This is a genomic window from Catenovulum sp. 2E275 (genome assembly GCF_025515275.1).
In the GTDB taxonomy this organism is placed as follows: Bacteria; Pseudomonadota; Gammaproteobacteria; order Enterobacterales; family Alteromonadaceae; genus Catenovulum.
On sequence record NZ_JAOPFU010000030.1, the window covers coordinates 38,182 to 53,385 of the forward strand.

19 protein-coding genes are annotated in these 15,204 nt (G+C 39.0%); 6 read left to right on the forward strand and 13 right to left on the reverse strand.

Annotation, left to right across the window (positions count from 1 at the left end; all coding sequences use genetic code 11):
- Position 1: 1 nt before the first annotated feature.
- From N7931_RS13530 to rsmI, 13 genes are all read right to left on the reverse strand, one after another.
- Complete coding sequence (locus N7931_RS13530) at positions 2-559, reverse strand: hypothetical protein (RefSeq protein ID WP_262794785.1); 558 nt, start codon at positions 557-559, stop codon at positions 2-4.
- Position 560: 1 nt separating this feature from the next.
- Complete coding sequence (locus N7931_RS13535; RefSeq protein ID WP_262794787.1) at positions 561-983, reverse strand: acyl-CoA thioesterase; 423 nt, start codon at positions 981-983, stop codon at positions 561-563.
- Positions 973-2,523, reverse strand: coding sequence for a histidine ammonia-lyase (gene hutH, locus N7931_RS13540; protein ID WP_262794789.1), 1,551 nt, complete (start codon positions 2,521-2,523; stop codon positions 973-975). Before hutH ends, N7931_RS13535 begins: the two co-directional genes overlap by 11 nt.
- Before the next feature lie 17 nt (positions 2,524-2,540).
- Positions 2,541-3,506, reverse strand: coding sequence for a family 2 glycosyl transferase (locus tag N7931_RS13545; RefSeq protein ID WP_262794790.1), 966 nt, complete (start codon positions 3,504-3,506; stop codon positions 2,541-2,543).
- A gap of 4 nt (positions 3,507-3,510) precedes the next feature.
- On the reverse strand, positions 3,511-4,260 hold the full coding sequence (locus N7931_RS13550) for a glycosyltransferase family 2 protein (protein WP_262794792.1): 750 nt from the start codon (positions 4,258-4,260) through the stop codon (positions 3,511-3,513).
- Entirely contained in the window at positions 4,257-4,607 is a 351-nt protein-coding gene (locus tag N7931_RS13555) for an acyl-CoA synthetase (protein ID WP_262794793.1), read from the reverse strand. Before N7931_RS13555 ends, N7931_RS13550 begins: the two co-directional genes overlap by 4 nt.
- Positions 4,600-5,991 (reverse strand): AMP-binding protein, encoded by a 1,392-nt coding sequence (locus tag N7931_RS13560; protein ID WP_262794794.1) that lies wholly within the window; start codon positions 5,989-5,991, stop codon positions 4,600-4,602. The genes N7931_RS13555 and N7931_RS13560 overlap by 8 nt, the downstream gene beginning before the upstream one ends.
- On the reverse strand, positions 5,988-6,539 hold the full coding sequence (locus N7931_RS13565; RefSeq protein WP_262794796.1) for a hypothetical protein: 552 nt from the start codon (positions 6,537-6,539) through the stop codon (positions 5,988-5,990). Before N7931_RS13565 ends, N7931_RS13560 begins: the two co-directional genes overlap by 4 nt.
- A 2-nt stretch (positions 6,540-6,541) precedes the next feature.
- Positions 6,542-6,787: an acyl carrier protein gene (locus tag N7931_RS13570; RefSeq protein ID WP_262794797.1), complete on the reverse strand. Its 246-nt coding sequence runs from the start codon at positions 6,785-6,787 to the stop codon at positions 6,542-6,544.
- A 16-nt stretch (positions 6,788-6,803) separates the two neighbouring features.
- Positions 6,804-7,061 carry a phosphopantetheine-binding protein gene (locus tag N7931_RS13575; RefSeq protein WP_262794798.1) on the reverse strand — a complete coding sequence of 86 codons (258 nt, stop codon included), beginning with the start codon at positions 7,059-7,061 and terminating at the stop codon, positions 6,804-6,806.
- The gene (locus tag N7931_RS13580; RefSeq protein WP_262794800.1) at positions 7,054-7,830 is read right to left on the reverse strand and encodes a lysophospholipid acyltransferase family protein; all 777 of its coding nucleotides are present in this window, start codon (positions 7,828-7,830) and stop codon (positions 7,054-7,056) included. Before N7931_RS13580 ends, N7931_RS13575 begins: the two co-directional genes overlap by 8 nt.
- Complete coding sequence (locus N7931_RS13585) at positions 7,823-8,554, reverse strand: beta-ketoacyl synthase chain length factor (protein ID WP_262794801.1); 732 nt, start codon at positions 8,552-8,554, stop codon at positions 7,823-7,825. Before N7931_RS13585 ends, N7931_RS13580 begins: the two co-directional genes overlap by 8 nt.
- Before the next feature lie 62 nt (positions 8,555-8,616).
- Positions 8,617-9,450 carry a 16S rRNA (cytidine(1402)-2'-O)-methyltransferase gene (gene rsmI / locus N7931_RS13590; RefSeq protein WP_262794802.1) on the reverse strand — a complete coding sequence of 278 codons (834 nt, stop codon included), beginning with the start codon at positions 9,448-9,450 and terminating at the stop codon, positions 8,617-8,619.
- Between the two features lie 101 nt (positions 9,451-9,551).
- Here rsmI and N7931_RS13595 point away from each other — a divergent pair, with 101 nt between their 5' ends.
- From N7931_RS13595 to nagB-II, 6 genes are all read left to right on the forward strand, one after another.
- Complete coding sequence (locus N7931_RS13595; protein WP_262794803.1) at positions 9,552-11,540, forward strand: penicillin-binding protein activator; 1,989 nt, start codon at positions 9,552-9,554, stop codon at positions 11,538-11,540.
- On the forward strand, positions 11,497-11,883 hold the full coding sequence (locus tag N7931_RS13600) for a YraN family protein (protein ID WP_262794804.1): 387 nt from the start codon (positions 11,497-11,499) through the stop codon (positions 11,881-11,883). Before N7931_RS13595 ends, N7931_RS13600 begins: the two co-directional genes overlap by 44 nt.
- Before the next feature lie 29 nt (positions 11,884-11,912).
- Positions 11,913-12,497 (forward strand): SIS domain-containing protein, encoded by a 585-nt coding sequence (locus N7931_RS13605; RefSeq protein WP_262794805.1) that lies wholly within the window; start codon positions 11,913-11,915, stop codon positions 12,495-12,497.
- A 1-nt stretch (position 12,498) separates the two neighbouring features.
- On the forward strand, positions 12,499-13,092 hold the full coding sequence (locus N7931_RS13610; RefSeq protein WP_262794807.1) for a BON domain-containing protein: 594 nt from the start codon (positions 12,499-12,501) through the stop codon (positions 13,090-13,092).
- Positions 13,058-13,978 (forward strand): BadF/BadG/BcrA/BcrD ATPase family protein, encoded by a 921-nt coding sequence (locus N7931_RS13615; RefSeq protein ID WP_262794809.1) that lies wholly within the window; start codon positions 13,058-13,060, stop codon positions 13,976-13,978. Before N7931_RS13610 ends, N7931_RS13615 begins: the two co-directional genes overlap by 35 nt.
- A gap of 126 nt (positions 13,979-14,104) precedes the next feature.
- Positions 14,105-15,103 carry a glucosamine-6-phosphate deaminase NagB-II gene (nagB-II, locus tag N7931_RS13620; RefSeq protein ID WP_262794811.1) on the forward strand — a complete coding sequence of 333 codons (999 nt, stop codon included), beginning with the start codon at positions 14,105-14,107 and terminating at the stop codon, positions 15,101-15,103.
- Positions 15,104-15,204 lie beyond the last annotated feature (101 nt).

The following is a 15,204-nucleotide window of genomic DNA, read 5'->3' on the forward strand; positions in this document are numbered from 1 at the left end:
CTCATTTATCCGCAATCAACTTAATCAAAGTTTCGGTTTGTGAATTGTCAAAAAAGCGAATTTGAGTATTGTTTGAGCTGAGTTTGCATAACTGAATTTGACTGACAAATTGTGCCAGTTGAGTGTTGTCCATTTTTGCCTGAATACAATGATCTGTCTCGCTTTGCCAAACAATGCCCGGATAATCAGTTAGCCTGCCACTAAATACACTATATAACAGTTGGGTAAAAGCTGGTTGCTGAGTTAAGAGTTTTAGCTCGCTGTCGGGTTTATTTTGTTCTTTTACGGCATCAGCTGTAATCACTAAACGGTTAAATACCGGTTGATTGGTCTGCCAGATAATTTGCTGCTGTTGATTATCAATCCAGTATTCGCCATTGGATTCAATGGCTCTGGTTAATAGCTTAAACTTTTTTTGCTGAATAAAAGTACCGTGTCCATCATTCAGAGCAAATGCATTTAACTGATTTTGAATTTGTGGATCAGTTTCTGCGCTAAATACATTAGCTGACAGCAAACTCAATATAACCAAAATAACAGCATTCAACCGGCTTAACATTTTATAGAACCGCCTTTATTTTATCGGTTAATACCGCCGGGCTTTGATATAGCATTTCATTATTTTGCATATCAACTGCAACTTGAATGGTATACGCTTTAGTGAGTACCTGTTTGCTGGTTGCATCACGAATAATATATTCGATTTTTAAGCGGCTTTCGTATTCTATCAGGTTAGCTTCTACCTCAATGATTTGCCCAAGTTTTGCTGACGAGACATATTTTAAACGCATATCAACAATCGGCCAGAGATAACCGGACGCTTCCATTTTCAAATAGTTATAATCAAATTTTTTCAGTAATTCGCAGCGGGCGATTTCTAAAAATTTAACATAGCTGCCATGCCAGACAACTCGCATTGAATCCACATCATAAAACTGAACTTCAAATTCTGTGCTGGCAGTTAATACCGGATTATTTTTCATAAAGCGCCCAGCGTTTCTCCTGAATATAAGTTATGGTTTGACGTAATAGCTGATCTGTTGGCCTATCTTCATTTAACATTTCAAAAAATGTTGAGATATCATTAATCATTTCAGCAACTTCTGCGGTAAATGAATTTAGCTCAAGTTCATGTTTTTCAACTCTTAACCGAATCGCCTGTACGCTAGCTAATAAAGTGGCGGCAACCACTTGCTCAGTTAGTTGCAGTACCCGCAGACAATCGCGCGCCGCAATGGTACCCATGCTCACTTTATCTTGATTGTGGCATTCTGTTGAGCGAGAAAATACACTGGCAGGCATAGTCAGTTTTAGTGCTTCGGCTGTCCAAGCTGAGCAGCCAATTTGAATTGCTTTAAAGCCATGATTGATAAATTGACGTTCGCCTTTTGCGCCGGACAAATTAGATGGTAAGCCATTATTCATTTTAACATCAACCAAGGTGGCTATTTGGCGATCGGCTAAGTCGGCTAAATTAGCGACGCAATTTTTCATTGAGTCCATCGCCATTGCGATATGTCCGCCATAAAAATGGCCGCCGTGTAAAACGTGTTCACCAATCCCATCAATAATTGGGTTGTCGTTGGCGCTGTTTAATTCATTTTCAATAAAGCTGCGCAGCCACGGCAAGCTGTCTTGTAGAACGCCGATTACATGAGGTGCACAGCGGATTGAATATCTGTCTTGCAAACGATCTGAATTTCTTGGATGGGTATGATGATTTAAATCGCCTTGAATCCATGCTGCAATTTGCTGTTGACCGCTGTGAGGTTTGACTGAAAATAAAATATCATCAAAGTGGTTACTGTTACCTTTTAACGCAAGACTAGCAAGCGCGGTGACTCTGGTCATTAATTTAGCTAAATAAGCCGCTCTGTCGTAGGCTAAACAGGCAATTGCGGTCATGACAGCGGTGCCGTTCATGATCGCTAAACCTTCTTTTGGCCGAAGTTTTATTGGCTTTAAACCTGCTAGCTCAAATGCTTTTTCCGAGCGCATTACCTCACCCTGATAATAAACATCCCGCTCACCAATTAATGCGCCTGCAATGTAAGATAGTGGCGTTAAGTCGCCACTGGCACCAACAGAGCCTTCTTGCGGAATAACCGGGACAATATTGTGATTAAGCATTTCAACTAGCAAATTTAATAAATCCCAGCTCACCCCAGAGTAACCCTGAGATAAAGAGACTAAACGCGCAGCTAAAATGGCGCGCCCTTGGGCATTTGAAAATAATTCACCTAAACCACAACCATGAAAGCGAGTTAAATGCACAGGTAACTCATGCACCAAATTAAGCGGTACTTCAACAGTGCAGGAGTCGCCATAACCTGTGGTTACCCCATAAATATGACCTTCTTCTTTTAATAGTTGGTCTAAAAAGGCAACCCCTTTATCAATACGTTGACAAAACAGCGCGTTATCTGATAATGCAACCGGGTTTTGGGTTTGGGCAATATTAATAATGTCTTCAATTTGAATACGGTTAGAACCAAATTGGATGGTTTTTTGTTTCGAGTCCACTTTTATTTATACTCCGGTTATTTGTTCTGCTCAGACTCTGTTAAGTCACTCTGCTGCCAAAAGTTAAAAAAGTTATACCACTGATAGGGTGACTTTTGACAATAATAAGATAAACGTTGGGCATATTGCTCAATCATTGACTGCAAATGCGCCTGCCGCATTTTTCGGCTTATTTTAACCTGTTGTGTAAACAGCTCAACATGAGCTTGATATCGGCCATTGGTTTCGCTTTTTGTGCAAAGCATTAAATAAACCGGACATTCCATCACACTGGCCAAGGCAAAAGGGCCGATAGCAAAAGGTGCTGGTTTATTTAAAAACGGAGCTAATTTTACACTGGCTGGATTATTCACCGATGTTCTGTCGGCAAATATCACAACTACTTCGCCATTATCTATTTTTTGTTTAATTAAAATCGTATCTGCCGGACCAAATTGATCAACATGAATAAAATTAATTCCTGAATTGGGATCCAGTTTATTTAATACCTGATTAAAGGCTTGTGCATGTGCATTATAGGTAATAATGTTCAGCTTTTTATCGGTTTTACGGTTACGAAATAACGCTCGGCAAACTTCCATATTGCCTAAATGTGAGCTTAAAACAACACAGCCTTTTTCGCTCATCAACCCATCGTAAGCCGCTTGGTTAACTATCTCTAAATCTGATAAGTTAATTTTTCCTGTCCACGCGCCAAATTTATCAACTATCGCCAATCCAAAGCTGTAAAAGGTTTTAAAGCTTTTGTAATGTGTTTGCCAAAAATTAAGCCGGGGCTGAGCCTGGCTTAGGGTTAATTGTTGCCAGTATTGATTAATGGCACTGCGCGCGGCTCCGCCGGTTAAATAAAAATAAAGCATGACCGGAAAAAACAGAACTTGGAAAACGCGTTTTCCCAATATCCGGTAACAAACCAGTAAGGTTTGAATGCCAAATACACTGCCTCTTTCTTTAATGGATGACCAATGTTTATCCTGACTCATAACCTTATTTTTGCCACTTTTTACTTTTACGGTAGAGTAGTTTAGGCAGGCGAATTAACATGCCAAAAAAGAGTTTTGTATGCATTTTAGAAATCAATACATTATCACGCCAAACATTAAAATGAGAGACACCGTTTTGTGGGTAACATACTTTGGTTTTAATAAAATGAACCGGCACATTTTGCCAATATAAACGCACCATAACTTCGGTATCAAAATCCATGCGTTTACCTATGTTCACTTTATCCGCCAATTTGACATAAGATTCAACCGGATATACCCGAAACCCACACATAGAATCAATTAGCTTAAATGACAGCGTTTCTATATATACCCAAACATGAGTGACATAACGGCCATAAAAACGGCTTTTGGAAATTGAATCGTCATAAATTGGTGCGCCGCTGATTAAGGCAGTTGGGCAAGCTTGAGATTTGGCAATTAATTTATCTATATCATTTAAATCGTGTTGGCCGTCGGCATCAACCTGAATCGCGTGACTTAGCCCTAATTTTTGGGCAGTGCGAATGCCGGTATCAACCGCAGCCCCTTTGCCACCATTTTGGCTATGGCGAACTAAAGTCACTAACTCAAATTGCTGATCTATTTGTGACAATACTTGTTGAGTTGATAGATCGCTACCGTCATCTACTAAAATAATCGGTAAGTTAAAGCGGGTTAATGCTTGTATCGTTTGCTCTATAACCAACTCATGGTTGTAATTTGGGATCACAAAACAAAAACGGTTACTCATTTAAATATTACCTTACCGGAGGCATGTTGACCTTTATCTGAAAGGTATTTAAACAAAAATTGTTTGTCTGATTTTTGTTTAATTTCGAGCGTTAGTTGATAGTTTGGCGCAACAATAAGCTGAAATTTTAAATTAGAAAATGCACTAAACTGAGTTAAATCCTGCTGAAAATATTTGGCTAAAAACTGCATTACCCACTCGGTTTGTACAACACCGGGTAAAACCGGAGCAAGCTCAAAATGCCCTTGAAAATAATATAAATTAGCTGGGACAAATAGCTCTAAAGTCAGGCTTTCAGCATTATGCTCAAGCAGGTTAACTTCAGGTTGATAAACAAACTCAGACAAACAATAACTCCAATTCTTTTTTTATTAATTTCCCTTGGGCATTATAAGGCAAGCGTTCTGTATATCTAAATTTTTTAGGTAAAACGACTGGCTCAAACCAATCGGCTAAATATTGGCGAAAAAACCTGTCTTGTTTAAATTTTTTGGTTTGATTAAATTCTGTTTTGCCACCAGCAGATAACTGAATAATGGCGGCTAATTGTTTTTTATGCTCACCAACAACCAATACATACGCATCTTCAATATATTCGTGTTGAGTTAACTTTTGTTGAACCTCGTCTAAAGACACCCGTTTTTCTTCAATTTTGACAATGCGATCGGCACGACCTAATAATCTAAATTGATTAATACTGATATGCTTAACTCTGTCATCAGTTAAATAAACCTGATTATCCGCAAGATAAGGTGAAGTTATAGCTAATAATTGGTCGTCTCTTGCAGGCTGAATGCTGACATCATCAAAACTTGTCCATATGTCATCCGTTTTATGCTGTTTGCTACGCCAACCTATACCACCGGTTTCGGTGCTGCCAAAAACTTCGATAATTCGGCAGGATAGTTCAGTTTGCAACTGGATATTTTTAGCCGAATCCAATGGTCCACCGGATGAAAAAATAACCGCCAGTTTAGCCGCGATTTGTATTAATACATTATCAGCTGCAATTCGGTGTAAATGAGCAGGGCTGGCGATAAGTGAAATGTTATCGGCTGAAAACGCTTTTGCAAACTGACAAATTTGCTCAGGAAATTCAAATGCCTGACTAACAAATTTATGGCCACAACATAACGGCCATAATAATTTAAATAACATGCCATAAATATGCTGGTGTGACACAGTTGAACATAAAATACTGTGTTTTATTTGGCTACCAAACTGACGCTCCAATACGTTCACTTCGGTGATGAGTTGAGCAAATGATTTGCTGATTTTTTTGGCCTGACCAGTAGAGCCAGAGGTAAAAAATTCAAGTTTACTCGCTTGATTTAAAAGCCAAGGGTGATTGTTAGTTGTCGTTGTCGGTAAATCTGGTGGGGTTTGCTTATATTCAATACAGGATTTAATACTCGGTTTAATTTTGCTGACAACCGATATACATCCAATCGCCGCATCTGCAAAACGGTGTATTTGTTCAATTTGTTTAGGTTGTGCGCTTGGCGGCAAAATAATGGTTTTATCTGCCCGCAGTAATGCAAAGAGCAATACTGAAAACGCATACGAATCATCATGAAAGAGCAACCAAGATTGTGCCGGATGCTGGCTAATCTGTTGATAATAATATTCAACCAGTCTGACCCAATTTGAATTAGCGTTTGGATCTGAATCAACAAATTTGATTTGAGTCGGTGAAAATAAATAGGTATCGGCCATTTTATTATTTGTCATTGCTTATTATGTTTTTTAACCTGTATCCGTACTAAATATTCTGTACCTAACAAAATACCCATCAATAAATATGAGATGAATCCGTTATAAATCAGCCAATATTGGCCTTGATTCAGATAAATGCTGAGGCTAGCTATAATGCAGTTAAACAGAAAAAAAATACACCATACCAGTGTTACTTTTTGGGTATAACGAATGCCGGCTTGATCAAGCTTTTCGGTTAACGAAGCAATCAGCGTGATGACTGCTGGTGGTTTAAACAAAGAGTAAGCAAATACAACCAGAAAACAGGCGCTGACTACGACAGGGTATAACTTTAAAGCGAGCTCAGATTGAGTAAAGCTACCATAAAGTAATAACACGGTTGTTGCGGCTGTGACTAAAGGTAACGCAGGGAATTTATTGAGAAGCGAGCGAAATGACCAGAACCTCAACAAGATAATGGTCAATAAAAACAAACTGATATAAGTTACTGAAACCAGCTTAATCCCAAAATAAACAATAAAGGGGTAAGCCAGCAATAAGGCAACTACTATCACTTTGAGCATAATTAATGATTTAGCGTTTGCTCTAACGTAGTAACCAGATCTTGAATTGTTCTGACTTGTTTAAAGTTATCCGGCTCAATTGAACGACCGGTTTGTGCTCTTAACTTAACCATTAAATCAACCGCATCTATGCTGTCGATATCCAGATCCTGATAAATATTGGTTTCAAGCGAAATATCGCTTTCGTCAATTTCAAACTCTTCAACCAGAATTGACTTAACCATATTAAAAATTTGTTCTTGGTTCATTGGGTGTTACTCAATTTTAATTACGATTTGCCTGTATAAACTCACACAAGGTTGTTACTGAATAAAAATGTTTTTTACTTTCTTCAGAGTTGCCTTCCAGTTTTATGTTATAAGCTTTTTTTATGGCAACACCTAACTCTAATGCATCAATAGAGTCTAATCCTAAACCATCATTAAATAGCGGCGCATCGGCATCTATATCTTGTGGTTCAATATCTTCTAACTCTAAAGCATCTATGATTAATTGTTTTACTTCGGCAATTAAATCATTCATAAGCTTTTATTTCCTTTCTGATATAACTTTCTAAATCACGGGTTAACGAACGAACCGATTTAGCGGCAATATCCGGATTATCACAATAAGGTTTAACCGAATAGTCCGGTAATACTTTTAACCTGACAACCACCCGCTTTTTTGCAACCTGATACCATTTTTCACCTTTAGTTAATGTAGTTGGTTTAACATCAATTAATAAAGGCAATAAATCAGTTTGAGTTCTAACCGCTATATTACTCGCCCCTCTTTTAAACACAGGCTCACAACCGGGTTCTGTTCGGGTTCCTTCAGGAAAAATAATTAAATTATTTCCGTTATTTAAGCTGGTTTTACAGTTTTTAAGAAAAACTTCCGGCTCTGCATCATTATTTATATAACCAGTGCTTTTAACCACACCTTTAATAAATGGCTTACGCCACAAACCGGACTTTACAACACAGTCAGCATTTTTAATTAAAGAAATTAAAACGACGACATCAATTAACGATGGGTGATTCGCAATAATCACTTTGCCTTGAGCTTGACTCAGCGCTGCTTTATTCTCGATTTGGACGCGAATAATACCAGCCAATTTCATATAAGCAACAAAACCTTTAAATGTGTAATGTACAACTTTTTTGGCTGCGGCCTGACGTTTTAGCTGATTGCAATAAAACAGGTTAATCGACGGAAAAACAATAATAGATAAAACCAAGCCACCTAGATTGAATAAAGAGAATGCGCCGCCGGTTACTATTACCCGGTAAATAAGGTTGAGCTTATCCATTTGCCCTGTTAAATACCCATGTTTGCTGTTGAATGGCTTGTATTAAAGCTGGTTGGTTTGAACATAAAAACTGAATAAAACTAAATGCCTGAGGGCCATTTAACTCTAGTGTATGCTCAGATTGTGACAATTTAGTTTGTGCCAAACTAAATTGTGCTTGTTCCATGGGGGAAGCTTCTAACAATAAAGCAATCGCGATGTTCTTTTCATTTTCGGCTACATAGTTTTGATAGCAGGTGGGTACTTTTAAATCTGAATAGACATATAAAATTTTAGCGTATTGATTTATTTGCATTTTGACCAAGCTGTCAACTAAACCTGCAATAAAGGTACTTTCACCAGCCGCAACCGCACTGATTGGCGCGGTGTTTTGCGTAAAAATACTAAATAAACCGGCCAGAGCATTATGTACAGATAAACCAAACTGAGTTGGGGATAAGTCTTCTTTTTTTGCTACTGCTTCAATTAGCGCTGTCGTTTTATGTAAATCACCATGACGGGATGCAAATACCGAAGGTACATGACTAGCATCATCGCCAGCTGCTTCAAGCGCACAATGTAAAGTGACTTTTGCAAATGGACTCAACCGGCGTCTTTGCATTGGCGGAACCGATTTTAATGCGGGTAAATTAAGCTCATCCGCTAATTGTTTTTCACCTGCCTGCCATTGTTGCCAGTCGGCTTGTGTTTCTAATCCATCGGCCCATGCTGACCAATTTGCCACATTAAAATAAAACACCATTGTTTTGCCCGTAATTTCTTATTCCATATTCATGTTAGTTCGGTTTAATCCAGCTCTATTCCTGCCTGATAAAGTGCTTTTTTGTTAACACCGTATGTTTCGGCAACAATGCCAGCGGCGGCTTTTAGCGGCATATAGGCTTTTAACTTAACTAATAAATCTATACTTTTCTGATCTATTTCTTGTGTTTTTTCAGCGCCTTCAATAATTAAAACAAATTCCCCTTTTTGTTGGTTATGGTCTGCTTGAATCCAGTCTAATGTATCTGCAACTGTGCCAGCATAAAAAGTTTCAAATGTTTTGGTTAGCTCGCGGCCAATGACAATGGTTTGCTCGGCTCCCATGCTGGTTTGTAAATCTTGCAAACTGGCGATGATTCTGTGTGTCGATTCGTAAAACACTGAGGTGTAAGTTTGTTCGGTTAATTTTTTAAATAAAGCTTGTCTGGCTTGCTGTTTTGGGGGAACAAATCCACCAAAATAAAATTGATCTGTGGCGACACCTGCGGCGCATAGTGCGGTAATCACAGCACATGCCCCCGGAATCGGAACAACTTGAATATTTTGTGCTCGGCATTGTTTTACTAAATGGTAACCGGGGTCGTTAATTAAAGGTGTTCCGGCATCTGAAATTAATGCGATATTCTGACCGTCTTTTAATAATTCAATTAACTTGCTGCTTTGGCTATTTTCGTTATGGTCATGATAAGCAATGCATTTTTGTTTTATTGAGAAATGGTTCAATAAACGTAAAGCATTTCGGGTATCTTCTGCTGCAATTAAATTTACTTGCTGTAAAGTAGCGAGAGCGCGTTGTGTAATATCATCTAAATTACCAATTGGCGTGGCGACCACGTAAAGTTTGCCCGCTGGCGTCATAACAGTTACCCTTAGCTTTATATTAATAAATTCACTGATTTTGCATCCAGAGCGTAATATACTAGGCTCGCCTTGCAGTTAACATAGTTATTCAGGAAAGAATGATTAAACGTACAAAATTTTACCAGATAAGTTTGTTGCTAAGCTGTTTTTATTTATTAACCAGTTGTGGCTCTGCGCCAAATAAACCTGCGGTTAATGTGAGCAAACCCGAAAAAACTGAGCAGCCAAGCATTCCCAAAACTCAAACCGTACCAGCATCGGATTTTCTGGATAAAGCCAATCAGGCTGATTCATTAGAGCAATCTATTATTTGGTATGTGCGGGCGGCCGATGCCTATTTGCAGCAGCAAGAACCCAAAAAAGCTTATGCGATTTTATCGCAATTACAACCAGAGTTAATCAGTGCAGCTATAAAGCCGCAGTATCATTTGTTTTTTGCAGAAACGTATCTCAGTTTTGAGCAATATCCAAGTGCTTATCAACAACTGGAACAAATTGATAATGTACAAGGGTTTGAAGCTCGTTTTTTATCAGCTAAAAGTATTGCCGCCAGCCAAACCCGACATTATTTAATCGCAGCTAAAAATCGGATTGAATTAAAATCTTATTTAACTGATGAAGCTCAAATCCAAGCGCAAAATAACTTACTCTGGCAAGATTTAATTAACCTGCATCCATCAGCCTACAAAAACTTTCAGCAGCCAAGCCAAATTGAATTATCCGGCTGGTTAGAGTTATTACAAATTACTCAGGCTAATGCTGATTCTCCGGCTAATATGTTACTGAAAATAAAAAACTGGCAAGCACAGTTTGCAAGTCATCCTGCGGCTAAACAGTTGCCGGACGGTTTGCAGCAAGCTTTAAAAACTAAGCCTTATAAACCAGAGCATATCGCGGTTATTTTGCCATTAAGCGGTCGCTTTATTAAACAAGGCCAAGCTATTCAACAAGGGATTAGCGCCAGCTTTTTTGAACAAAAATTATCACACTCACCCAAAGTTACTTTTATTGATAGCGAAACGATTAATTGGGATGAATTTGCACTGGCTGAATATGATTTTATTATTGGCCCTTTATTAAAAGAAAATATTCAAAAGCTAATCTCATTAAAACTAAATAAGCCGATTTTATTTTTAAATGATATTAGTGATTTATCTGGCGAAGAGTTAGTGGTAACCGATAAATCTGCTGCGCAGCAATTGGCACAAACATCTGCGGATACGCCTGTTGAGAGCAATGAGCCAGTGTTAGATGCGGCGAGCAATATATTAACTCAAGACGAGCCTGAGCAAGTTGCTGCCCAATATAGCTTTACATTAAGCCCTGAAATGGAAGCCAGACAAGCCGCGATAAAAATGCATCAGCTTGGTCACCAAAAACCAATTGTATTTGCCGCTAATAATAGTTTTGGTAAACGAATGAGCGATGCGTTTGTTAAAGCGTTTAGCGAGTTCAGCAACAAACATATTAGTGTTGCTTTTTATAGCAATACTAAAGAAATGGAAACCAGCGTAACCAGTTTAATGGAAACTGAGCAGTCCGAATCCAGAATTAAAACGATTCGCTCTTTAGTTGGGCGTGGCGTTCAGTTTGAATCTGAGCCTCGCAACCGCCGCGATATAGACGCAATTTATATTATTGGCGATCCAACTCAAACTCGAATTTTAAAACCTTATATAGATGTTAATACATCGCCTTTTGCGCCAATTATTCCAATTTATGCAAGCTCGTTAAGTTATAGCAGTAATTTAAATAATGCGGATATGCGGGATTTAAATCAGATTATTTTCAGTGACATGCCGTGGATTTTACCGGGGCGGGCGAATCATAATCAATTGGCTCACCAAATGCAGCTTGCTTGGAAAAATACCAATGACCAGTTATCCCGTTTATTTGCTTTTGGGTTTGACGCTTACCAGCTTGTTCCTCATTTAGCGCAAATGCAGGTTTTTCCTAATTACCGAATTGCAGGGCTAAGTGGTGAGTTAAGTTTGCAAGACTCATTGCAAATAGAGCGGGCTATGAGCTGGGCAAAATATGATCATGGCAGAGTCACCAACCTTGCACTTAAAAACGTTACTCAATAAGCGTCTGCTTGGGCAGGATTATGAAAAAGCGGCTGCCCGTTATTTAACCAAGCAGGGGCTAACGACGCTGGAGTATAACTTTAACTGCAAATTAGGCGAGATAGACTTAATTTGTCGTGAAAATGACACGTTAGTTTTTGTTGAGGTCAGGTTCAGAAAAAACAGCCAGTATGGTGGCGCCAGCGCTAGTATTAGTGTGCAAAAACAAAATAAAGTTAAAAAAGCGGCGCAGTTTTATTTACAGCAGCACAATATTAACTTAAATCATTGTGCCATTCGCTTTGATGTCGTTACAATAGAAGGCCAAATCAGCAATCTCAACTGGATAAAAAACGCGTTTTAGTCAATTAAAACCCATAACACAGTTAAATCATGCAAGAATTAATCAAACAAAGTTTTACCGAAAGTATTCATACTAAAATCGCAGCGCTTGATGTGCTGGCGCCAATTGTTGAAAATGCAGCTCAAATTATGTTGAACGCATTACTTGCCGAGAAAAAGATTCTTTGCTGCGGCGACGGTTTTTCTCACTCAGTTGCCAGCATTTTAGCTAATGCCTTAAATTACCGGTTAGAGCATGAACGCCCAAGTTTACCTGCTTTGGCTTTATCTGCTGATCCGGTTTTAATGTCTATGCTGAGTGACGAAAATCAGGCAACGCAACAATTTTCAACTCAATTAAGAGCCATTGCGCAAGCTGGTGATGTACTGGTGATTGCCAGTGCTTATCCAAATTCACCAACCTCGTTAAGAACCATTGAAGCTGCTTTATCTAAAGATATGTTGGTTGTGGCTTTAACCGGTAGTGATGGCGGTGAAATATCCGGCTTGTTAGGGCCAAATGATGTTGAAATTCGTGTGCCATCTGACAAAGCAATTCGTATTAATGAAGTACATCAGTTAGTTGCTCACAGTATTTGTGATGCAATTGAGCAAACTTTATTTCCGGGAATGTAAGATGAAATTTTTCAAGCTATTACTGATAGGTTTTGCATTAACACAATTAACCGCTTGTGCTGTGGCCGTTTTTGCCGGAGCCGCCGGAACAACAGCGGTTGTAGCCAGTGATCGGCGCGATGTAGACACCCAAGTTGCCGATCATGAGCTTGAAAAAGGCATTCAGCACAAACTTAATCACGATCCGGCCATTGCTAAGCAATCGCATGTGACTGTGGTGAGTTATAACAAAAATGTATTGTTAGTGGGTCAAGCACCAACCGATTTTTTGCTTGATAAAATTGTTAAAATGGCGACTGAAGATCCTAACTTAGCTGATTTATACAACGAGGTTAGAATTGCCGAAAATTCAAGTACCGCTCAGCGTACCCAAGATACTTGGCTAACCACTAAATTAAAAACCCGAATGCTGGCCGATAAAGAGCTGGATGGTCATCAGGTAAAAATAATTACTGAAAATGGCGAAGTGTTTTTAATGGGTAAGTTAACAGAACATGAGCAAAAAATTGCAGTCACAATTGCGCGTAATATGAGTGGTGTTAAGCGGGTAATTGATATATTTGAGCCTTATACTAAACCAGCTAATGACAACTAACTCATACTTTATTGCGGTTGATGCCGGTGGCTCAAAATGCCATGCCGTGCTATTTGAACAACTGAGTTTAAAACCTGTAGCCCAATGTACAACTGGGCCTGCTAATTTAGCATCCGATTATAAATTGGCACTTAAAAATATTCAGCAAGCAATTAAATCACTGCTATCTGAACACAACTTGGCTGAGTTAGAGTTAAAAAATATTCCGGTTTATGCGGGGATTGCTGGGGTTAATTATCCCAAAGTGGCGAGTAAGCTTAGCCAGTGGCAACATCCTTACGCTGATTTTTATTTTACAACTGATTTGCATCTGGCTTGTTACGCGGCGCATCAGCAAGCCCAAGGCAATGTTATTATTGTTGGCACAGGTAGCTGCGCGATTGCGATTAATCAGGGTAAAACGACGGTGTTAGGTGGTTATGGGCATAAGCTTGGCGATCAAGCTTCTGCTGCTTGGTTTGGTTTACAAGCTTTGCAACATACACTGCTAGTATTGGATAACGTAGAGTCTGGCAGTTTATTGGCAAATAAAGTCTGTCAATTTAGTGAGTTAGATTCGGCAATAGAATTAAGCCAATATTGGCACAATGCTAGTCCGAGTCAAATTGGCCAGTTAGCTCGTTGTGTATTTGAAAGTGCTGATGAAGGTGATGCCAGCGCCCTTGAGATTATTGAGCAGGCAATAAATTACCTAAGCCGTTTAGCGACTCAACTTAACTATCAACAAAATTCCCCAATTTGTTTAATGGGTGGATTAAGCGATATTATTCAAGCGTATTTGCCGCCAGCGCTTAAACAACAAATTATTTCAGCTAAATACACCCAACCTGTGTTTGGCGGTTTAATTTTGTTTCAAACACCTGAGCTGGCATTAAATTACGCCTAAGCCAAATATGATTCTTTTATATGTTTGAATCTAAATCGTCTATAAAATCAGTTTTATGATTTTTATAACCTGCTAGAGTTAGGCAAATTAAAGTCAACTGACCAAAAGCCAATAGTTTTCATTAATATGACAGAATCCTTGTTATCACTAGAAGCAAAAGAAACTCCGGCTCGAATCGCAGAGCAAATCGAAGAAAACGAACATACCATTGCCAAGCTTGGTTCTCATTTAAAAATTATGCAGCCCAGATTTATTTATATGGTTGGCCGTGGGTCGTCTGATCATGCTAGCGGGTTTGCTAAATATTTATTTGAAACTGAAACCGGTGTTCCTGTTGTTGGCGCAGCACCGTCTGTAACCAGTATTTATCAGCGTAAAATGCTTCTAGAAAAGTCTCTGGTGCTGGTTGTTTCTCAATCTGGACGTAGCCCGGATGTGATTCAGCAAGCTCAAATGGCGCGCGAAGCAGGTGCATTTGTGGTCGCTATTGTAAATGATGAAGATTCGCCGCTGGCTGATATTATTGATGTTATTTTGCCCTTAAAAGCCGGAGAGCAAAAAGCCGTTGGCGCAACCAAAACCCATTTAACCGCTTTAGCTGCATTACTCCAATTAGCGGCAACTTGGTCGCATAATAAAGAATTGAAAAAGTCGATTGCTCAATTGCCAGAATATTTAAATCAAGCAATTGAAAGTCCGCCAGTTTTAAACCCCGAAAGTTTTGCTGATACAGAGCACTGCGCTATTTTAGGTCGTGGTTTTGGTTATTCAGTTGCTAAAGAAATATCAATGAAACTCAAAGGTTTGTGCGGGATTCACGCCGAGCCATTTAGTACGGCTGAGTTTTTACATGGTGGTGTGGGTTTGCTTGAACATCAACTCAAAATATTTAATACCATTGTCGAAGATGAATCTTATGCATCACACATGTCGTACATTAAACAGTTTGAGCAAAGCGAAATAGCGATTACGCATATTCATCAAGCCCTTAAAAATATTCCACCGAGATTACAGCCACTTACCTTGTTACAAAGATTTTATTTAGATCTCACTCCAATCGCGTTATCTCGTGGTATTGATGTTAATAATCCACCGGGTCTGCAAAAAATAACCCGAACAGTTTAAGGTTAATATACCCGTGCTACCTCAAGATGCATGTTTCAGAGCTATCACAGCGCTTTCAATACAAAACAGATTGGTGAAGGAATGTAGGCACCTTTCAAACC